The following is a 20,399-nucleotide window of genomic DNA, read 5'->3' as shown; positions in this document are numbered from 1 at the left end:
AAGGTACGGGTAACACGACCAAGGTGAGTGCCGGCCTGGGGCCGGTCTACCGGCTCACGATCATGGCGCTCGGGCCGCGCAATACCCAGACCTTTACCCAGATTACGTTCACTCACTAAGCGCAGATAGCTGGCGGCTGTCTGTCAGGCATAAACAGGAGCATCATTACATGAATCGATTCCTCAAGACGCTCCAGGCGCCGCACTGGCTGAACCGTTTGACCCATTTGCTCGGCGTACTGGTGCTGGGTACTGCCGGCATGGCACATGCGCAAATCGCGCTGAACGACACGCCCATGTTTAGCAACATCATTGTGCCTTCCAATGTACTGTTGACCTTGTCGGTGGAATATCCTACGGCGACAAGCCGTGCCCATACCGACCCGTACTCCTCAGGCTCGACGTTCATCGGCTATTTCGATCCGGGAAAATGTTACGACTACGAAAATACCGCTGGCTACTTTGCGGCAAGCAAGGCTGCCACCAATCACATCTGTTCCGGGCAATGGAGCGGCAATTTCCTGAACTGGGCCACTACCTCCACCATCGACCCGTTCCGCTGGGCGTTGACCGGCGGTTATCGCGCGATAGACACCACGACTGCCACGGTATTGCAAAAGGGTTATATGCCGGCAAGCCAGGGAGGCGCGAGAAATTTTCCTGTCCAGGCAATTACCAAGGATGCGGCGACGATCAGCGGAGCTACGCCATTCAGCGGCAAAAACTGGAAGAACATCTATGTGCGCGTGTACGGCTTCGGGACTTCGATGCGGGTGTCGAACAGCAATGACGCCACCACCATTAGCATCGACGATACCCCCGGCACCTTCGGGACTTTCGCAAACACGGCATATACTTCCGGCGGCAAGAACATCCCGGCATCAAGCACGACTGCCGACGGTACTTTCGACATCCCGGTATTGGTCAAGGTGTGCGATTCAAATGTGGTGTCGCTGGAAACCAACTGCACCCAATATGGCAACAATATATACAAGCCAACCGGTTTGATTCAAAACAATGCCGACAAATTGCGGTTTGCTGCGATTTCTTATTTGAACGATTCGAATGTCTTTCGCGATGGCGGCGTATTGCGTGTCAGGATGAAATCAGTCGGCCCCAAGACGCCGGTGCCGGGATCGACCAGCCTGGATAACCCGCAAAAGGAATGGGATCCTGCCACAGGCATCTTCGTGAACAATCCCGATAGCAGCGATGCCGCCGCCACCGGCAAAGTCACCGGCAGCACCATCGCCAACAGCGGCGTCATCAATTATTTAAATAAATTCGGCCTTGCCAGCCAGATCTACAAGAGTGCGGATCCGGTTAGCGAGCTGTATTACGCGGGGATTCGTTATCTCCGGAATGCCGGCAATATTCCTGAATACACCAATGGCGTGAATGCCGACATGGCCGACGGCTTCCCGGTAATCACCAATTGGGATGATCCGATCCAGTACGCATGCCAAAAGAATTTCATTATTGGCATCGGCGATGAAAACACCCATGCCGACTCCAATCTTCCCGGAAGCACCATTGCCAGTGCTAGCGTTGAACCAGCCATGCCGGCTGCAGTTGCAAAGGATGTACCTGCAGCGTTGCCGAATCCGGTGCCGTCAAATTATGTGAGCGGCGGTCCGACCAATGTCACGGACGCAACCAACGCGGTTGGCGCACTGGAAGGGTTGGGGAATCTGGGAACGATACATCCAAGCTGGTGTTGCGATCAGAACAGCTACTTTATTGCCGGCCTTGCCTACGCAGCGCATACCAGCGATTTGCGTCCCAACGATTTTCTCAACTCGGGCACAAAAACCAAGTTGTTCAAGACTACCGCGGCTACATACTGGCTGGACGTGATGGAAAAGAATATAGAGCGTAAAAACAATCCATACTGGCTGGCAGCCAAATACGGAGGTTTCGCAGTTCCCGACGGCTACAGTACCTATGGCAATACCACGGCACTGGCGCAATCAAGCTGGAACAAGACCGGCGATACAGACCGCAACGGCAACCTGAGGCCGGACAATTATTATGACGCAGGCAAGGCTGGCCTGATGGTGTCGTCATTAACCGACGCCTTTAAGAATATCAATTCGGCCTCGCAGTTTTCTTCTTCGCTGGCGGTAGCTTCGCCGGTGGCTGTCACCGACGGCACCGTCAGCTACAGCACCCAATATTTCTCAGCGAACTGGTCGGGTGACGTGATTGCCAGCGCCTTGCAGTTCGACGCCAGCACCGGCCAGGCAGTCGCTACGGCAGCCGCGTGGAATGCGCGCCTGCTGCTGGAGACGCAGGTAGCCGCAGACAGCAGCCAGATCAACGGCTGGGATAAGCAACGTTTCATTGCCACCAGCGACGGCGGCAAAGGGGTGCCGTTCCGTGCCGCCAATATCGGTAACGCAGGCAATGCTGCAGCCTTGGCGGTAGCCGGCTTGACCGCCACCGACGTAGTCAATTTCCTGCGCGGCGACCGCAGCAAGGAAGGCAGTCCATTCCGTCAGCGCGCTTACCTGCTGGGCGATATCGTTACCTCAAAGGCTGCTCCGGTGGGTGCGCCGGCGGCAACTTATGCCGATTCCAGCAATCCCGGCTACAGCGGTTTTGTCAATGCCCAGAAAAGTCGCGGCACGGTGGTGTACGTTGGCGCCAATGACGGCATGCTGCATGCGTTTGACGGCGGCTTGAGCGGCGGTCAGGAATTGTTCGCCTATGTACCCAGCTTCCTGTACCAAGGGCCAACCGCCACTCCCGCGGTAAACGGCCTGGCGTCGCTGACCAGCGCCAACTATATCCATCACTTTTTTGTCGACGCAACGCCGCTGGTGACCGATGTCGATTTCGGCAGGGCTGGCGCCGCCAACAGTTCGGCCGACTGGCGTTCGCTGCTGATCGGCGGGCTGGGCAAGGGCGGCAAGGGTTATTACGCGCTGGACGTGACTAATCCCGGCAAGCTGAGCAATGAAGCCAATCTCGCCAAAGCAGTCTTGTGGGAGTTCACCGACGCAACGATGGGCTACAGCTATGGCCCGCCGGTAGTGGTGAAGACCGCCAAGTACGGCTGGGTGGTGATCCTGACTTCGGGCTACAACAACGCAGATGGCATGGGGTATTTTTATATCGTCAATCCAAGCAACGGCAAACTGCTGGAGCCGCCGATTCCGACCGGCGCCGGCAGTGCAAGTGCGCCGGCCGGCTTGGCCCAGGCAGCAGCTTATGTCGGCGACTTTACCGATTACACGGCGGACGCCGTATATGCCGGCGACCTGCTGGGCAATGTGTGGCGCCTGGATCTGACCAAGACCACCGGCACCAGCTACGATGCGCCGACGCAGATCGCCTTGCTGACGGATCCGTCCAGCGCAGCTACGGTGCAACCGGTCACCACCCGGCCGTTGATAGAGGTTGATAAAAACTCGTTGAAACGCTATGTACTGATTGGCACCGGCAAACTGCTGGCGGACAGCGATATCAAGAGCAGCCAGGTCCAGACCTTCTACTCGATCAACGATGGCACCGGCACCAAGTTCGATACCGTCGCCACCTTGCCCGCCGCCGTCGGCAAGTACCCGATTACCCGCGCCAACCTGAATAACAATACGGATGTGACAACCGGTATCGGCGCCACTCCTGAGAGGCCGTCGGGCTGGTATATCGACCTGGCGCTGAGCTCCAACAACATCGCGCGGCGCGTTACATCGCAAGCTGCCGCCAACGGTGGCATAGTGGCGTTCGCAGCCAACCTGCCGGACGGCGACGTGTGCACTCCTTCAGGCAGCAATGATGTCTATGCCGTCAGCTACAACACCGGTAAGTCGCAGTTCGCCAACCTGGCGTTGGTGACTGCGCCGGGGCTGAATAACGGCATCTACTTTGCCAACATCAATGGCAAGGTGAAGTTGGTTACCACTACCAGCGATGGCAAGAGCGGCACGTATGAGCCCGAGCCTTCGTTGAATAATCCGTTCAATCGCCTGAACTGGCGGCAGATTCCGGTTGCCAATTAACTGGCCGCTCAATGTCTTGCCGAAGCAGCATATGCATGGAGCCATGCGGCGTGAAGCGCGATATGCGCCGGCTGTCCACTGTCGCGCTCACGCTGGCGATGCACGTCCTGGTGCTGATGCTGTGGCGCCATCAGACAGCCGCTTCGGGAGTCGGGGCGGCGGATGCCGGAGTGGAAAAAAGCATCGAAGTGCGCATCGTTGCCGCGGCGTCTGCCGCCGCCGGCAGCGCGCCGCTAGTTGCAAGGGCGCGTGCAGATAGTGCTGCCCAACCGCAATCCGGCGGCCAGCTGCAGGGCGGCGTCGCGCTCGCAAAGGTGGCATACCAGCCGCCGCTATATTACGGACCGCAGGAAGTGGACAAAGGCGCTTTGCCATACAGCGCGCCCGACCCGGATTTGCTGGCAGGTGTCGCGGCCTCGGGAGTGCCGATCCGCGTCCGTCTGTATATCGACGCCAGCGGCAAGGTGACCGCTGTCGAAAAATTGCAAGCGCTTGCCGATGATCTGCAAGCGCTGGAGCGAATCGAGGCGATGTTGCGCAGTACCTCTTTTATGCCGGCCAGGCTGGCGGGGGCGGATGTGAATTCGTATCAGGACCTGGAATTTCATATCGATCCGGAATTGAATGGCGCGCCCGGATAAGGGGAGAGGACGGCAAGGCGCTGCCGGAAGAACACAAAAATAGGCGGAGGTAAAAGATGGAAATGTTCAGGTTCAAGGACATTTGGCCATTCATACGGTTGCACAACCGTCATCTGAGAATGGCCGATTTGGCGGTAGGAAGCATCCTGGGGATGGTGATGGGGGCGACACTGTCGGTCCTTATTGCGATTCGCCTGGACAGAGAGACGTGGGGCGCCGACCTGATTTTATTGAGCGGCTTATGTGGTGCCGCGCTAGTTGCCTTTTTTATCTACGGCGCCCTGGCCCTCGACAGGACCAGGAAGTTTTCTTAGCAATAAGCTGGCAGGCGCTGCGATCCAGCCTAGGCGCCGGCTTCCGGAATGTGCTTGTCTCGAAGTTTTATCCCTACATCAAGATCAGGATCTCCCGATATACCCCTAGTCAGACTGTGCTTATCCTGAGTGCGGCGCAATAGCTGCCAAATGCGTTTTCCAGGACTTCGCATCCTTCTTTTTTCAACGAGGCGATTCAATGCACACTGATGTTTTTCTGCGGGTGGGATGTTCTCTTTTTGGAACGATGTTGCTAAGTTCCATGCTGTTTTCGCCGAAGGCGATTGCCGGCGCCACCTTGGCCAAAATCCGGGATACCCAGGCGATCACGGTCGCCTATAGGGAAACCACGGCGCCGTTCTCGTACCTTGATGAAGACAAGAAACCGATCGGCTTTACAGTCGACCTGTGTTCGAAAATTATCGAGGGCATCCGGCGGGAATTGAAACTGCCGCAGTTGAAAGTAACCTATCTGGCTGTGACGCCTTCCACCCGCATAAACGCCATCACAAGCGGTCAGGCCGACCTGGAATGCGGCACCACCACCAATAACGCCGAGCGCCGCAAGCAGGTAGCGTTTACCGTCCCGCATTTTTTCGCTGGCGTGCGGATGGCGGTGCGCACAGATTCGGGCATCAAGAACTGGGTAAATTTGCGCGGAAAAGACGTTGTGACAACCAAGGGAACCACTACTGTCAAGTTACTAAACGACAGAAACAAGGTGCGAGCGTTAGCCCTGAACCTGGTTGAAGGAAACGATCACGCCGAGTCGTTCAGCATGCTGGAAAAGGGGCAGGCCGCTGCATTCGTGATGGACGACGTTATCCTGTACGGCTTTCGCGCGAACATGAAACACCCGGAAGAATTTGCGATCGTCGGCGATGCAATGTCGGTGGAGCCGTATGCCATCATGCTGACCAAAGACGATGCGGAATTCAAGGCATCGGTTGACCGGGAGATGGCGAATATGGAAAACAATGGCGATTTCCGAAAGATCTACAGCAAATGGTTCATGAATCCGGTTCCGCCAAGAGGCAAGAGCATGGACATGCCGATGGGATACTTATTGCGCGATTCGATTCTTTATCCTACCGATAAAATCGGAGACTGAGAGCCGCTGGCGGAACGTTGTTGTTACGTTCCGCCAGCGAAGTGCGATGCGGCCGCCTCGGATTCGGCGGCAGGTGCGCCGGTCAGGCAGGATTACATCACCAGCGCTTGCTCCGCGTCCAGCACCTTGCGGCGGGCCAGCGCCAGGTTGGATTTACTCTTGTCGAGGACTACATAGATGAACAGGCCATCGTGCTTGTCTATCGGCCGGAGTATATGGTACTGCTTGCCGAGGGTAATCAGGATATCTTCGATATTGTCATTCAAGCCGAGGCTTTTCATGGTTTTCATCTTGGCGCGCACCACCTCTGTATTGCCGGCTGCCGCCAGCTCGAGATCGACGCCGGAACCGCCGGATCCCAGGATCATTCCGCTATTGCTATCGACGACTGCTGCTGCCAGCGCACCATCGATTTTCAGTAATGTGTCAACGATGACATTCATGTTGCTCATATTTTTCCCCTGCTTATATAGATAGTGGCGTTGAATGGAACAGAAACATCATCGTCGGCCGACCAACTTCGATGATGTGTGAAACTGAATCAGCGATCCAGGGTTATCTGCTGGATGAAATTGCTGATGATCTTGTCGACCGTCCATATCGTGTGCCCCAGGATGGCGTCGCGGTTGACCACCACACACAGCAGATAGGGATATTTATTGCCAATCGGCCGAAAAATTATTTTTCCTGTCGGGGTTTCCAGCATCAGGCGATCGCATCCATCGAAGTCCACCTCTTTGCCGACTGAACGCGCGATTGCAATCAGCGAACTGGTCATTGCCGATAGGCGAATGGCATTGAATTTCTGTCCCGGGTCGTAGATAGCGATTTCTTGCCCGTCAAGTGTGGTCATGACAACCGTGGATATGCCGTTCTGGGACAAGCCGATCTGATTGAATACATGATGGGCTGCCAGTGATGCAGAAGCGAGATTAGCTTTGTGTGGATTCATATTGTTATCAGCAGCGAGGAAAATATATCCAGTGCGTCGAGCATCTGTGATTTTTCACGTACGTCCACGGCGATCATGGGTACAGCGATGCCGAGCGCGCTTGTCAGTTTCGATGCAAACCGGTTACTTGCCTCGGGGCTGATCGGGCGCGCCAGCAGCAGCATGCATGGCATGGTTTCGGAAACGGCATGGACAGTGCGAAGATACTGTTCCGCCATGTCGACGGCGCCTGCTTCGTTGGCGTCGATCATGACGACGACGCCGATTGCCATGGATAGCAGCCAGCCGCGCACGAAATCGAAGCGGTCCTGTCCCGGGCTGCCATAGATATGCAGCTGTTCGCCGCCATCCAGGTCGACAACCCCGAAGTCGGCCCCCACGGTTGTACTGGTTTTTTCTGAAGAGACGGGATCCATGTTAGGGACATCGCAGTCGACCATCATGTCACCGCACAAAGAGCGGATCGCGGTCGTTTTCCCTATGCCCATCGGTCCCAGCAGGACGATTCTGAGTATGCACACTATCGGGTTCTCTCCAATTCTTGCGAACGGCTCCTGCCCAGCCATTGATTGATTTTCTTTACGAACAATCCGACGCCGCTTTCCTTTGGATCGGAGTATATCTCTTGCAAAGTTTCGTGAGCGGCAGGCAATTTTATTCTTTCTATCAGTACATTTTTCTTTCTTAATTCGTCAAGAAACAAAGCCGCATCCCGTTCTGTCAAGCCGCCGTATGCAAGGAGCCAATGCCAGTTGATGGATTGCATGGTCATGATTGCGAGGATTTTCTGAAACCGGATAGCCGAAAAATCGTGCTCCAGATGGATCCATTTTGAGATCCGGTAGGTTTTTTGGAAGAAGGGATCGGAGGCTTCACCGAGACTGACATGGCTAGTCTTCATGTCCAGTATTCGCAAGGCGGCCCGGTCCAGCACATTGATCAGGTCCGGCAGGCGGAAATTGGCCGGCAAGGTCATGTCGCTTTTGCATGGTGTGTGATCTGAAGATCCGGAAATCCAGATGCAAATGCAATTGGCCGGGATCGCCTCTTGGGAATTGAAGACGGAAGGATCCAGCAGCGCTACCGAGGCAAATCTAAGATCGGACGAGATCCAGCGGAATACGGTCTTTTCATCGGCTATCTGCATCAGGAGTTCATATCGCAGAAGTTCTTTTTCAGCGAGATATCTGACAGAAATGAAAGTTGTCTTACGCATCATGGAATCCAGGTGGATTGTCGTAAATCGACACGAGCCCACGAATATTTCTGAATGACAGATGCGGCATGGTTTTTCCCTTGAAGATGCACCGGATAGTTGAATTCCGGCTTGCTGGATGAATGGCGCCGTGCAGGGCATCTTTTTTTGATCGATCGACTTGCGGCAACAATAAGCGATGCGCAGGAATTGCGGTATCAGGGGATCTTGATATTTGCGCGGGATCCGCGAAGCGTCTTGTCGGAAATTCCCTACGCAAGCCGTGAGGGCGAACAGCCGCTGAGATGGATGCGGCTGGCAATTGTTTCTACTGAGATTTTTTTCGAAAATGTGGCGTTGGATGACGTTATTTTTCTGAAGGAAATTCTTACCCGAAATTCAGGATTGCCTGATTGGAATTTTCTTTTGCATTGCTCATCATGGGTGCCCACACTAATCGCCGGATATCGAATGATGGAGCAGCCGACGTGACAGAGAAAATTTCAGATGACGATGCACTGTTGCTGGCACAAATCCTGCGTTCTTTCAATCTGGACGAAACGACCAGCGCAGCGCGATTTGTAGAGAGCTTGACTTTTGACGCGATTTTTCGCGAGGAGTGGGAAAGCATTTCCGGCAATCAGCATCAATTGCATTTTTACGACAGTCTTGCCGACGCCATTTTTGATGCCCTGGAAAACCATGAGGATATGGAAGATTCTGTGCGAGAGAGGGCCAGCCAGTTGCTGGGCGAGATTGAAACTCAATATGCCAATTTGCTTGGCGAGATACAAGCGCACTACGAATGGCTTTGCAACTACCTGATCTCCGCGAGAAGTCGCAGGGACCGGTCAACGAGGGAATTCATGCCTTCTTGACGAGAGCCTGCGACATGTCGGCCACATATCGCAATCTTTTTACCGAATCGAAAAGATTGTTCGCTCCATTGCTTTTTTTTTGGAAAACACGATGCCCGGTTTCATGAAGCTGTTATGTGTGGCTATCTTCTGTGGCATAACCTTGAGCGCGTGCGGCGGCGGAGATGCCAGCGGGGACAGTGCCGGTTCAGGCAGTACCACGACGGCTGGCACAAGCACCACGTCAATTGCTACGGGCACCACCTCAACCGGCGCAGGCAGTACTTCAACAGGTACCGCCGGCACATCAACCACGCCGAGTAACAGCTCTTCCGCTGTGGATGCCGCTCTTCCAGCGGAACCGCAGCTTCCCAAAATTGCGTGCACTACCTTGGTTGCGAATCTTAAGCAAACAGCAGGCCTGCTGCCCGCGTCGGTGGACGCCGGCGGGGCCAATTCCAATCCGGATACGGCCAGGATCCAGAAGGCCATCACCAGTTGTGCAGCCGGACAGGCCGTCAGGCTGGTAATCGGCAGCGACGGACAGAATGCTTTTCTTTCGGGACCATTAACACTGGCCAGCGGCGTGACCCTCTGGGTGGATCAGGGAGTGACTTTATTCGCATCGCGCAGTCCGGCCGATTTTGACAAGGGTGACGGCAATTGCGGCGACGCCGCAGGCAGCGGCAATTCCTGCAATGCGCTGATCACCGGCCGCAACACGCAAAACAGCGGCGTGGTAGGCGACGGCGCCATAGACGGCCGCGGCGGCAGCGTCCTGACATCTGGTGCCAATGCCGGGAAAATGACCTGGTGGGATGTCGCCATGCTGAACAAATCGACGGGCAAGAACCAGAATAATCCCCGCCTGATCCAGCTTTTTGGCGGCAGCGACTTTACGCTATATCGCATTGCACTGCAGAATGCGCCGGCATTCCATGTGGTCCCCAGCGATGTAAACGGCTTTACCGCCTGGGGTGTGAAGCTGCTGACGCCGACTCTGGCTTACAGCAAGCAGGGTTATGTCTGCACCGCCGGAACCAGTCCGGACCCGGCTACGCCAGCCGCCTCGCCGAGCAGTTGTTTTACGCCGGATACCACTAAAAACACCGATGGCATCGATCCCGCCCAGGCGAGCAATGTATTGATTGCCTATTCTTATTTCAGCGGCGGCGACGACAACATCGCCATCAAGGCGCATGGCAGCACGGCCTCTCCGTCCAGCGCCCATCGCATCGTCCACAATCACTTCTATTATGGCCACGGCATGTCGATCGGCAGCGAAACCGACGCCGGGGTGAACGGCGTCGAAATCCGGGATCTGACTATCGATGGCCACGATTCGCCAAACAGCGTGGGCATACGGATCAAGTCGGACGATGGGCGCGGCGGCGAGGTGAAGGACATCCGCTACCAGCAAATTTGCGTGCGCAACGTCAAGGAGCCGATGATATTCGATCCTTACTACAGTTCCGGAAACCATACTTTGATACCGGATTTCCACGATATTACGATCAGCGGTTTTCATGACACCGGCAGCGCAAGATATGGCGGCGGCGTGCTTACGTTCAATGGCTACGATCTCAACGGTATTACCAACATGTTGAAGATCTCGCTCGACAACGTCATCTTCGATTCTGCGCCGACGCTGTCGAATACACGGCACAACGGCGGTCCGACGCCGCCGTCGAACACCCAGTTTACTATCGGTCCGGGTCGGGTCAACTTCACGATCGCACCTTCTGCGTCAAATAACGTGACGGTGGCCACGGTGCAGGAAAATTCCCGGCAGCCGGTCGATTGCAGCCAGGCCTTCGTTCCGTTTCCCTCTTCCGCATCTCCTTTTTAGAATCAGCCGAACCGTGATTTTACAAGCGCCGTCATCGGCTCGCAGCTGCCATTGAGCATTTCCGTTGGCACATTATTTGCGTTATACGGATTTGCAACAGATATCGCTGCGATATCAAACAAGGCCATGACAATTAATGGCACCCACTTCTCAAGTGGTTTCATGCAGCAGAAAGGATATATCGTTGAAAAGTAAAAACGTGAGTAAGCCAATGGTCTCCGGCAGGGGAGAATTGCCGCAGGCGCTGCCCGATGCAAGTAAAGAAACCGGTCTCGAACAATACGTCGAAGGTATATCGCGCCGTCATTTTATTTCCAGCCTGGGAATCCTGCTGCTGGCGGGATGCGGCAGCGGCGGCGATATGCCGCCCGACACAAGCGTTGCCGGTACAGGCGCTACGCCAGCCACACCCGCGCCGGCCGCGGCGCCAAGCATCCCTGCAACCGCCGGCACGACACCGGTCGCCAGCACAACGCCGGAAACCACCCCCGAAACCCCCGCGACGCCGGCGAGCACGGCATTTGTCCATCCGGGCCTGCTGCATACCCAGGCCGACTTTGACCGCATGAGCCAAAAGGTGAATGCGAAGGCGGCGCCGTGGATCGACGGCTGGAATATCCTGATCGCTAACGGCCATGCCAGCCTGAACTACAAGCCGAACCCGCAAACCGAGGTCTATCGCGGCAACGACGGCGTGCATGGCCAGAACTATTCGCTTCTCTATAACGACGTTGCTGCCGCCTATGCTTGCGCACTGCGCTGGAAAATTTCCGGCGATGAGCTCTATGCAAAAAAAGCAGTGACCATCCTGAACGACTGGTCGAAGCTGACCGTAATAGGCGGCGATACGAATGCCGCCCTGGCCGCCGGCCTGTACGGCTACGAATTCGCCAATGCGGCCGAAATCATGCGCTCCTACAGCGGCTGGGCCGCTGCCGATCTTGCCAGTTTCCAGAACATGATGCGGACCGTCTTTTATCGCATCAACCATGATTTCCTGATCCGCCACAACGGTACCGAAGCGACCCATTACTGGGCCAACTGGGATTTGTGCAATATGGCTTCGATCATGGCTATTGGCGTGTTGTGCGACGACCGTGCGATGTTCAACGAGGCAGTCGAATATTTCAAGAACGGCATAGGCAACGGCGCCGTCTCGCAAGCCGTCTATTACGTGCATCCCGGCTACCTGGGGCAATGGCAGGAAACCGGCCGCGACCAGGGACACAACACGCTGGGCATCGCCTTGATGGGGCCGATCTGCGAAATGGCCTGGAACCAGGGTGTCGACCTGTACGGTTATGACAATAACCGTTTCCTTGCCGGCGCCGAATACGTCGCCAAGGCCAATCTGATCGAGTCGGGCAGTACGTTTTATACGGTGCCCTATGTCACTTACAATAATGTCGATCGTGTCAACCAGACTGCTTTTGCGACCGGCAGCCAAGGCTTGGCGCGGCCTGGATGGGTGCTGGTCTATAACCATTACGTCAACCGCAAGGGATTGGCTGCGCCTTATTGCCAGAAATTCACAGGCCGGAGCGAGCTTAAGCCGGAGGGCGGCGGCGGCAATTACGGACCTAACAGCGGCGGCTACGATCAACTGGGTTATGGCACGCTGACCTGCACCCGCGATCCGATTGCAAGCGGCATGGCGCCGAGCGGCCTGACCGCGATTGCGAGCCAGGGACAGGTGATGCTGTCGTGGTGGGGTAGCGCGTATGCAAGCAGTTACAGTGTCCAGCGCGGTACGGTTGCCGGTGGCTCGTATACAACCGTGGCGACCGGCATCAGCGATCTGCTGACGTATACCGATAGCGGGCTTGCTCCAGGCACCTATTATTATGTCGTCACCGCGCAGACACCGTCCGGCACCAGCGCGGCGTCGAACGAGGCGAGCGCGATTACGGCGGTGCAGTTGCTGGCTTACCTGGCGTTGGATGACGGCAGCGGCGCCACAGCCGCCGATGCCAGCGGCAAGGGACATCCCGCAACGTTGACCGGCGGCGCAAGCTGGGCCAGCGGCAAGAAGGGCGGTGCGGTATCGCTGAACGGCAGCAACGGCTATCTCAGCCTGCCGGCCGGAATGATGAGCGATGTCGGCGATGTCACGGTCGCCGCCTGGGTGTTCTGGAATGGAAATGGCAAATGGGCGCGCATCTTCGATTTCGGTTCCGGCACCGGCAAGTACATGATGCTGACGGCGCGCAACGGCAACGGCTTTCCGCGTTTCGCGATGACGGTCAACGGCGGCAGCGGCGAGCAAGGAATCGACAGCAGCACGGCCTTGACGGTCGGGCAATGGGTCCATGTTGCGGTGACACTGTCGGGTAAAGTCGGCACCTTGTACCTGGACGGCAACCCGGTGGGCAGTAATTCCGCGATGTTCCTGGCGCCGTTCCGCCTCGGCAGCGGCAGCCAGAACTGGATCGGCAGGTCGCAGTTCGATAGTGATCCGTACTTCAACGGCCTGATAGACGAATTCCGCATCTATCGCGGCGCTTTGAGCGCCACGCAGATCGCCGCGCTGATGTGAAGTTGCGAGTGCCGCCAGGCGCTGGATAGATTGATGGCGCTCCGGCTGTGGCAGCTGGGCGCCATGGAATTAGTTCGAGAATATGTTGCAGATATCAATATTGAAAAAATACACGGCATATCTGTTAGTTGTCCTCTTGTTTTCACATGCGACGGCAGTTTTTGGCGACGACCTGATGTATGTGATCTGGCGCGATATCGGCTTGCCCGATGCGGTGCGCCTAGCCAGCCAGTATTCGGGAAAGACAATCCGCCTGGCCCACGAGGCGCAGGGAACCATCAGCCTTGCTTCGTCGGATCCGGTGAACTCCGGCCAGTTTTTTTCTCTTTTCGAAAAATCGTTGCAGGAACGCGGCCTGGTGTTGCTACCTGGCCGCGACAATACTTATCAGGTGACGACCGCCGAGGCGGCGTCGGCCGACAATGCCCAGCCGATAAAGACGGAGCCGCAAGCGCCGGTAACCCAGGCTGCGCAGCTTCAGCATGTCGGCGCCATATTCGCTTCCGAACGGCGTGCCGCGGATATCGCCGCACGCCTTCGGTCGATGGGCGGCGCGGCTGAGGTGCGGGCGCCTGACCATCCGGCGGACAAGGAATTTTCCGTCGTGCTGCTCTACCGCGACAGCGCGGAAGGTTACCAGGCAATGCTTTCTGCAGTAGAACGCGCGGGTTTAAACGGTCTGATTTCTACACCGGAGGCGCCGGCAGCATTTCTGGTGCAGGGAAAACTATCCCCTGATTGATACTATTGGCCGCGGCGCTACTTTCCAGGCAGGTGCCAACCAGGTTGGGACCAAATTTGTCGGGAAATGAATAACCGGAAAAAAGGCTGACAAAATTTGTTACCGCTAACATAGGCGATGGGAAGGTTCATGGCCGAAACATGGAAACCGTGGATCCCGGTTTCCATCCTAATTGGACGCCATTTCTATGCCGGCGATCTTGCAGTCCGATCTCTCGGTGTTTTTCCACTCGGCATAGTCTTTTTCATCGTTTGCGCGCAGAAACGAGGTTGATGCTGCTCCTGCCTGGGCGCAGGCGACCCTTGTCAGTCCGCTGCGCTTGGCTATGTGATATTGGGCAACAGTCTGGAATGCCACATTCCTGTCGATGGCGCGCATGTTCTGCCTTGCCAGCACCTCGATGCCGTCGCAGAAAAAATACCAGATGCCAGGGGAGAGAGCGATGAAACAGAAAATCGTTTGTACCGTACTAAGATCCTTGGTTCTCACTATGTTTGCCTTCCAATATTCCGTATTGCAACACTGTCGTAGTCAGGGGGAGCTGGGGTTTCTTTTCGCTGCAGATTGATTTAAATTAATCTTTTATCAATTGACCGTATGTTAATTTAATTTTCAAAAAAAGCAATGGTTTGTTAATGATTGTGAAATTAAAACTACGCGCCAAGTCGAATTTGTTGGTTTTTTCATACAATAAAAACATTCAAAATTTACATCGTTCAGACGGCCGAATCGGGCAAGGCCGTGCGCGAATATAATGAAGAGAGTTCATCCCAGGGAGACGCGCATGCAGCTCACACCCAGACTGGCGATCTTTACCATCGTTGTGAGCCTTGCCTATCTCGGGCTCGCGATTCTCGGCAAGGGCGGGTTTTCCGCCTTTTTCTCCCAGCCGGCCCTGTCCGTCACCGCCGCCGCATTCATCGTCATGGCCGGCGCGGCGCTGTTCACCAGCGGCAACCTGAGCCCCGGCGAACGCGAGGACCGCGGCAACCGCTGGATCATTCCCGCCATCGGACTGATAGGGCTGCTGCAAGCCTACCTGCCGGCCTATGCCGACCGCATCGGCTTCTGGACATTCGGCGGCGATGCGCTGCGCTGGGCCGGCGTTGTCCTGTTCATCGTCGGCGGCGCGCTGAGGCTGGGGCCGGTCTTCATCCTGGGCCGCCGTTTCAGCGGCCTGGTGGCGATCCAGCGGGGGCATGAGCTGGTCACCGACGGCATCTATGGCGCCATCCGCCATCCCAGTTACCTGGGCTTGCTGGTAAATTCGCTGGGCTGGTCCCTGGTATTCCGTTCCGGCCTTGGCGTGCTGCTCACGCTGCTCATGATACCGCCGCTGCTGGCCCGCATGCGCGCCGAAGAGGCGCTGCTGCACAGCCAGTTCGGCGCCGATTATGATGCTTACCGCTCGCGTACATCGCGGCTGGTTCCCGGAATTTATTAGAATGCCTGCGAGCCGCCGATAGCCTGCGCTAAACTGTGCGTTTGGGTTGACGGGAGAAGCGATGCAGACAGTGACACTGCCTTACGGCTCGGATCAGACCGGCCTGGTATGCGGTTATTTATTCGACAAGGACACGCAAGGGCAGGCCATTGAATCGAAGCAGGCGGAGGAATGGCTGGCTGCGCGCGGCCAGCATCCGGGCCAGTTCATCTGGCTGCACTTCAACCTGGCCAACACCGCCAGCGAGAAGTGGCTGAGGAAACACGCCGAGCTCGGCGATGAGTTCTACGAGACCCTGCACGAAGGACAGCGCTCGACCCGTATCGAACTGGTCGACAATATGCTGATCGCAGTGGTTAACGACGTGCTGCACGATTTTTCATTCGATCCGTCGGATATTTCCACGCTTTTCCTGAACGTCGACCAGCAGGTCGTGATCAGCGCGCGGCTCAAGCCGCTGAAGGCGGTCGACCGGCTGCGCAATGCAGTAAAGAGCGGCGAACCGATCCGTTCTTCAGTCGAGCTGCTGACCCATTTGCTGCGCGACCAGGCCGACGTGCTGTCGAAGATCGTGCGCGACGCCATCCAGCGGGTCGACGGCATAGAAGACAACCTGCTGGCCGGCAAGCAGAGCCAGAAACGCGCCAACCTGGGCGAGCTGAGGCGCGTGCTGGTGCGCCTGCAGCGCCTGCTGGCGCCAGAACCGGCGGCCTTGTTCCGCTTGCTGCAGCGGCCGCCGAACTGGGTGGCCGAGATCGATTCGCAGGAATTGCGGCATGCCACGGAAGAATTTTCGATGGTGCTGCACGAAATCGCCACGCTGCAGGAACGCATCAAGCTGCTGCAGGAAGAAATCGCCGCGCGTGTCAATGAGGGCAATAACCGCAGCCTGTTCGTGCTGACCATCGTCACGGTGCTGGCATTGCCGATCAATATCATCGCCGGCCTGCTGGGCATGAATGTGGGCGGCATTCCGCTTGGGCAGGACCCGCAAGGATTCTGGATCATCGCCGGCATCGTCGCCACCTTCACCGCGGTTGCCGGCTGGCTGGCTTTCAGGAAGCGCGACGACGACTGACGCCGGTAATGTGCACTGATTATTTTGCTGCTATCCCGGACGTCACTGATCTGTCCAAGGATGTGGTAAATGACGCAGGTATTTCATCGGAATCCCCGGTACAGCTTGCCGGTCGCGGTTGGCGGCGCCGGCGATAGATGCCGCCACCGACCGTGTCATCACCGGCTGAACCATGCAGAACAAGGAAAGAATCGAATGAACAAGCCATCTCGTTTACCCGCATTCAACCCGGAGCAGGCCAGCGCCGAGCAGAAAGCCATGCTGGACGCCATCCTGGCCGGACCAAGGAAAAATCTCAACGGCCCCTTCGTGGCCTGGATCCACAGTCCGCAGCTGGGAGAGCTGGCGCAGCGCCTGGGCGCTTACTGCCGTTACCAGACCGGCCTGCCGCTGCGCCTGTCGGAACTGGCGATCCTGACCACGGCTGCCTGCTGGCAATCGCAGGCCGAATGGCATATCCATCTGCCGATCGCGCTGGAAGCAGGTTTGCCGCCGCAGGTCGCGGAGCAGATACGTAGCGGCGCCGCGCCGGAATTTACCGATGAGGATGACCGGCTGGTGTGGCGTTTCGCCAGCGAGCTGTATCAGGGCAAGCGCGTATCCGATGCCGTCTACCGGCAGGCATGCAGCCGTTTCGGTTTGCAGGTGGTAGTCAACCTGGTGGCTTTGCTCGGTTATTACACGTTGGTGGCGATGACTTTGAATGTGTTCGAGATGCGTGCCGAGGGACAGCTCAGCCTGCCGTTTCCCGAACCGTTCACGGGGTAGCCGAATTTTCTGTATCATCGGCGGCGCAGAAAACCGCCAGCGCAAACCTAAGGAGATGCCATGTCCAGCCATGTCGCCACTATCGAATGGAAACGAGAGGATGCGGCATTCGCCGATAACCGTTACAGCCGCGCCCACCAGTGGCAATTCGACGGCGGCGCGGTAGTGCCGGCGTCCAGTTCGCCGCACGTGGTCAGGGTGCCTTTGTCGAACCCCGCCAATGTCGATCCGGAAGAAGCTTTCGTGGCCTCCTTGTCCAGCTGCCACATGCTGTGGTTCCTCGATATCGCGCGCGGCGCCGGTTACCTGGTCGACCATTATGTCGACCACGCCACCGGCCACATGCAGCGCGCGGAGGATGGCAAAAGCTGGATAGCGCTAGTCGAGCTGGCGCCGGCCGTGGCCTTTTCCGGCGCCAGGATTCCCGACGACGACGCGCTCCGGCAACTGCACCACAAGGCGCACGAAGAGTGTTTCCTGGCGCGCTCGGTGAAGAGCGAGATCCGGATCCAGGGTACCTGGAGCCATGCCGCATCATGAGCGCCCGTTCGGCACTCTTGTCCCGATTGGTGCGGAGGCAGGTAGAATACCGGCGGCGCAGGTTGGCGGCCCGGGCTCATGCCTCGGATGTATTGCTAAACAGCCATGAAATGACGTTTATACAGGAAAAAATGATGGCAAAGAAGAATGAAGAGCTGGACCCGGAAACACTGGCGCTGATCAACTGGTGCATTGAAGTCGAAGGTTTCCTGGTGGCCGGCGGCGCGACCCTGGAACAGGCGCAAGAACATATCGAAGAGCAGGTGGAATGGTTTACCGACCAGTTTTATGACGGCCTGACGCCGGAACAAGCTGCCAAAGAAGCCCTGGCGTGATGTTTGCCGAGGTGCGGCCGGCACAATGAATCAACATGACATAGGGCGCGGCATCAGCTTGTCGGTCGGCGCTTCGATGCTGTTCGCCTTGTTGTCCGGCTATACCAGGTTGCTGGCGCCGCTCGACGGCCTTGACATCTTCGCCTGGCGCGTGGTGTGGACCTTGCCCGGCGCACTGGCGCTGCTGGTCTTGCGCCAGCGCCTGCCGCAGGCGCGCGCCTTGCTGCGCCGCCTGGCGCGTGAACCCTTGACCTGCGTCGCGCTGGTGGTGGTAGTAGCGCTGCTTGGCGTCCAGCTCTGGATTTTCCTGTGGGCGCCCTTGCATGGGCGCGCGCTGGAAGTCTCGCTGGGATATTTCCTGCTGCCCTTGACGATGGTGCTGGTCGGCCGCTTCTATTATCACGAACGGCTGGATGTGTTCCAGTGGCTGGCGGTCGCCTGCGCCGTGGTCGGCGTGCTGCACGAACTGTGGCTCACGCGCAGCTTCGCCTGGCCGACCCTGGTGGTGGCGCTCGGTTACCCGCCTTATTTTGTCCTGCGCCGCAAGATCAACGCCGATCCGGTGGTGGCGTTCGCGCTGGAGATGGCGCTGCTGCTGCCGGTTGCTGTCGTCATGCTGTATGCGCGCGATTCCTGGCCGGTGGTCGCGCACCGGCCCGACATGTGGCTATTCCTGCTGCCGGGGCTGGGTTTGCTGAGCACGGTGGCGCTCGGCGCTTACTTGGGCGCCAGCCGGCTGCTGCCGATGGCCTTGTTCGGCATCCTTGGTTACGTCGAGCCGGTATTGCTGGTCGGCGTCGCCATCGTCTTCCTCGGCGAATCCATGGCGCCGGGACAGCTGGCGACCTACATTCCCATCTGGTGCGCGGTGCTGCTGACCGCGCTGCACAGCGTGCGCCTGCTGCGCAAGGAACGTGCCGCTAAATATTCCGGTTTTAAAGACTCCAGTAAGTAAGTGGTAAGAGCTTATGGCCGAACATGCTTGTCAGTAGCAGTTCGTTCAATCACTTTGTGGAGTCAACATGCACTATTTTAAGCTTTCCAGCCGGCTAGCCCTCGCAGCGATAATCGGCACTGCCCTTAGCGCCGCCGCGAGTCTGAGCCATGCTGATCCGATCCTGGCGGAGGAGCCGCATTCTGCCGACGCTTCCCAATGGGGGCTGGGCATAGGCCTCGGTTCTGAAAGCCGGCCTTATCGCGGCGTCAGCAATCACGTCTCTGTCCTGCCGCTGGTATTGTATGAAAACCGCTGGATCCACTTCTTCGGCAATACGCTGGACTTCAAACTGGGGACGGTCGACCAGTTCAGTTTCACATTGCGCGCCAAATATGCATTGAACGACGGCTACAAGAGCAGCGATTCGGATGCATTGCGGGGCATGGACGAACGCAAGGGCAGTGCATGGGGCGGGGTGGCTGGCACCTGGGACAATCCCTATGCGAAGTTGTCGCTGGAATGGCTGACCGCCGGCAGCACCAAGGGCAACACGGTGAAACTGGGCGTCGAACATTCGTTTGCGATGGCAGGATTCCAGCTGACGCCGCACTTGAGCACGACCTGGATGGATAGCAAGTATGTCAATTATTACTACGGCGTCAAAGCAAACGAAGTCACCGCCGACCGCGCAGCTTATACTGGCAAATCGACGACCAACATCGAGTTCGGCGTGCGCGCGGACTATCCGCTGACGCGTAATCAAATGATCATACTTGACGTCGGCGACCTGCAGCGCGGCACCGGCATCAAGGACAGCCCGCTGGTCGACAAGTCGTCGGCGGTAACCGTGCGGGTAGGCTACCTTTATAAATTCTAGATACGCACCATGAACCGAATCGGCCTGTTGGAAGATCACGAGCGAATGGCGCAGTTGATTCGCCAGGCCATGGCGGCGGTCGGCATCGAGGTCGACGTCTACGGCCGCATCGACCATGCGGCCGACGGCTTTGCCCGCATTCCGTATGCGGCGCTGGTGATCGACCGCGGCTTGCCGGACGGCGACGGGCTCGACCTGGTGCGCAAGTTGCGCGCCAAGG

The 20,399-nt window shown here is 57.3% G+C and carries 20 protein-coding genes and 1 pseudogene; 16 read left to right on the top strand and 5 right to left on the bottom strand.

Features of this window, described 5'->3' with window-relative positions:
• Positions 1 to 169 precede the first annotated feature (169 nt).
• The 3 genes from JWQ61_RS19490 to JWQ61_RS19480 all read left to right on the top strand — a co-directional run bounded on the left by JWQ61_RS19490 (position 170) and on the right by JWQ61_RS19480 (position 6,069).
• The gene (locus JWQ61_RS19490) at positions 170 to 4,003 is read left to right on the top strand and encodes a pilus assembly protein (RefSeq protein ID WP_304361958.1); all 3,834 of its coding nucleotides are present in this window, start codon (positions 170 to 172) and stop codon (positions 4,001 to 4,003) included.
• Positions 4,004 to 4,053: 50 nt separating this feature from the next.
• Positions 4,054 to 4,644: a hypothetical protein gene (locus JWQ61_RS19485; RefSeq protein WP_304361957.1), complete on the top strand. Its 591-nt coding sequence runs from the start codon at positions 4,054 to 4,056 to the stop codon at positions 4,642 to 4,644.
• A 513-nt stretch (positions 4,645 to 5,157) separates the two neighbouring features.
• A complete protein-coding gene (locus tag JWQ61_RS19480) occupies positions 5,158 to 6,069 on the top strand; it encodes an amino acid ABC transporter substrate-binding protein (RefSeq protein ID WP_304361956.1) in 912 nt (303 codons plus the stop codon).
• Between the two features lie 92 nt (positions 6,070 to 6,161).
• On the opposite strand, the gene JWQ61_RS19475 is transcribed toward JWQ61_RS19480, so the two are convergent.
• From JWQ61_RS19475 to JWQ61_RS19460, 4 genes are all read right to left on the bottom strand, one after another.
• Positions 6,162 to 6,521: a hypothetical protein gene (locus JWQ61_RS19475; protein WP_304361955.1), complete on the bottom strand. Its 360-nt coding sequence runs from the start codon at positions 6,519 to 6,521 to the stop codon at positions 6,162 to 6,164.
• A gap of 89 nt (positions 6,522 to 6,610) precedes the next feature.
• Positions 6,611 to 7,021, bottom strand: coding sequence for a roadblock/LC7 domain-containing protein (locus JWQ61_RS19470; protein WP_304361954.1), 411 nt, complete (start codon positions 7,019 to 7,021; stop codon positions 6,611 to 6,613).
• Positions 7,018 to 7,542: an ATP/GTP-binding protein gene (locus JWQ61_RS19465; protein WP_304361953.1), complete on the bottom strand. Its 525-nt coding sequence runs from the start codon at positions 7,540 to 7,542 to the stop codon at positions 7,018 to 7,020. Before JWQ61_RS19465 ends, JWQ61_RS19470 begins: the two co-directional genes overlap by 4 nt.
• Positions 7,542 to 8,240 (bottom strand): hypothetical protein, encoded by a 699-nt coding sequence (locus JWQ61_RS19460; RefSeq protein WP_304361952.1) that lies wholly within the window; start codon positions 8,238 to 8,240, stop codon positions 7,542 to 7,544. Before JWQ61_RS19460 ends, JWQ61_RS19465 begins: the two co-directional genes overlap by 1 nt.
• A gap of 96 nt (positions 8,241 to 8,336) precedes the next feature.
• Between JWQ61_RS19460 and JWQ61_RS19455 the strand changes: the two genes are divergently transcribed.
• The 5 genes from JWQ61_RS19455 to JWQ61_RS19435 all read left to right on the top strand — a co-directional run bounded on the left by JWQ61_RS19455 (position 8,337) and on the right by JWQ61_RS19435 (position 14,200).
• On the top strand, positions 8,337 to 8,708 hold the full coding sequence (locus JWQ61_RS19455) for a hypothetical protein (protein ID WP_304361951.1): 372 nt from the start codon (positions 8,337 to 8,339) through the stop codon (positions 8,706 to 8,708).
• Positions 8,705 to 9,094 (top strand): hypothetical protein, encoded by a 390-nt coding sequence (locus JWQ61_RS19450; protein WP_304361950.1) that lies wholly within the window; start codon positions 8,705 to 8,707, stop codon positions 9,092 to 9,094. The genes JWQ61_RS19455 and JWQ61_RS19450 overlap by 4 nt, the downstream gene beginning before the upstream one ends.
• Before the next feature lie 91 nt (positions 9,095 to 9,185).
• Complete coding sequence (locus tag JWQ61_RS19445; RefSeq protein WP_304361949.1) at positions 9,186 to 10,922, top strand: glycoside hydrolase family 28 protein; 1,737 nt, start codon at positions 9,186 to 9,188, stop codon at positions 10,920 to 10,922.
• Positions 10,923 to 11,133: 211 nt separating this feature from the next.
• Positions 11,134 to 13,458 carry a LamG-like jellyroll fold domain-containing protein gene (locus JWQ61_RS19440; RefSeq protein ID WP_304361959.1) on the top strand — a complete coding sequence of 775 codons (2,325 nt, stop codon included), beginning with the start codon at positions 11,134 to 11,136 and terminating at the stop codon, positions 13,456 to 13,458.
• 100 nt (positions 13,459 to 13,558) lie between these two features.
• Positions 13,559 to 14,200, top strand: coding sequence for a hypothetical protein (locus JWQ61_RS19435; RefSeq protein WP_304361948.1), 642 nt, complete (start codon positions 13,559 to 13,561; stop codon positions 14,198 to 14,200).
• Positions 14,201 to 14,368: 168 nt separating this feature from the next.
• Here JWQ61_RS19435 and JWQ61_RS19430 read toward each other — a convergent pair whose 3' ends face one another.
• Positions 14,369 to 14,689: a hypothetical protein gene (locus JWQ61_RS19430; protein ID WP_304361947.1), complete on the bottom strand. Its 321-nt coding sequence runs from the start codon at positions 14,687 to 14,689 to the stop codon at positions 14,369 to 14,371.
• Positions 14,690 to 14,984: 295 nt separating this feature from the next.
• On the opposite strand from JWQ61_RS19430, the gene JWQ61_RS19425 reads away from it, so the two are divergent.
• From JWQ61_RS19425 to JWQ61_RS19390, 8 genes and pseudogenes are all read left to right on the top strand, one after another.
• Positions 14,985 to 15,644 carry an isoprenylcysteine carboxylmethyltransferase family protein gene (locus tag JWQ61_RS19425; RefSeq protein WP_304361946.1) on the top strand — a complete coding sequence of 220 codons (660 nt, stop codon included), beginning with the start codon at positions 14,985 to 14,987 and terminating at the stop codon, positions 15,642 to 15,644.
• Positions 15,645 to 15,705: 61 nt separating this feature from the next.
• Entirely contained in the window at positions 15,706 to 16,722 is a 1,017-nt protein-coding gene (locus tag JWQ61_RS19420; protein ID WP_304361945.1) for a transporter, read from the top strand.
• 195 nt (positions 16,723 to 16,917) lie between these two features.
• Positions 16,918 to 17,490, top strand: coding sequence for a carboxymuconolactone decarboxylase family protein (locus JWQ61_RS19415; protein ID WP_304361944.1), 573 nt, complete (start codon positions 16,918 to 16,920; stop codon positions 17,488 to 17,490).
• 60 nt (positions 17,491 to 17,550) lie between these two features.
• Positions 17,551 to 18,030 (top strand): OsmC family protein, encoded by a 480-nt coding sequence (locus tag JWQ61_RS19410; protein WP_304361943.1) that lies wholly within the window; start codon positions 17,551 to 17,553, stop codon positions 18,028 to 18,030.
• Positions 18,031 to 18,164: 134 nt separating this feature from the next.
• On the top strand, positions 18,165 to 18,365 hold the full coding sequence (locus JWQ61_RS19405) for a hypothetical protein (protein ID WP_041742042.1): 201 nt from the start codon (positions 18,165 to 18,167) through the stop codon (positions 18,363 to 18,365).
• 25 nt (positions 18,366 to 18,390) lie between these two features.
• The gene (gene rarD / locus JWQ61_RS19400; protein ID WP_304361942.1) at positions 18,391 to 19,320 is read left to right on the top strand and encodes an EamA family transporter RarD; all 930 of its coding nucleotides are present in this window, start codon (positions 18,391 to 18,393) and stop codon (positions 19,318 to 19,320) included.
• A 67-nt stretch (positions 19,321 to 19,387) separates the two neighbouring features.
• Complete coding sequence (locus JWQ61_RS19395) at positions 19,388 to 20,179, top strand: MipA/OmpV family protein (RefSeq protein WP_304361941.1); 792 nt, start codon at positions 19,388 to 19,390, stop codon at positions 20,177 to 20,179.
• A 9-nt stretch (positions 20,180 to 20,188) separates the two neighbouring features.
• Positions 20,189 to 20,399: pseudogene (locus JWQ61_RS19390) on the top strand (DNA-binding response regulator); the annotation flags it as partial.

It is taken from the genome of Collimonas fungivorans (assembly GCF_028292705.1).
GTDB lineage: Bacteria > Pseudomonadota > Gammaproteobacteria > Burkholderiales > Burkholderiaceae_D > Collimonas > Collimonas fungivorans_B.
This window is presented reverse-complemented; position numbering and strand designations above follow the sequence as displayed.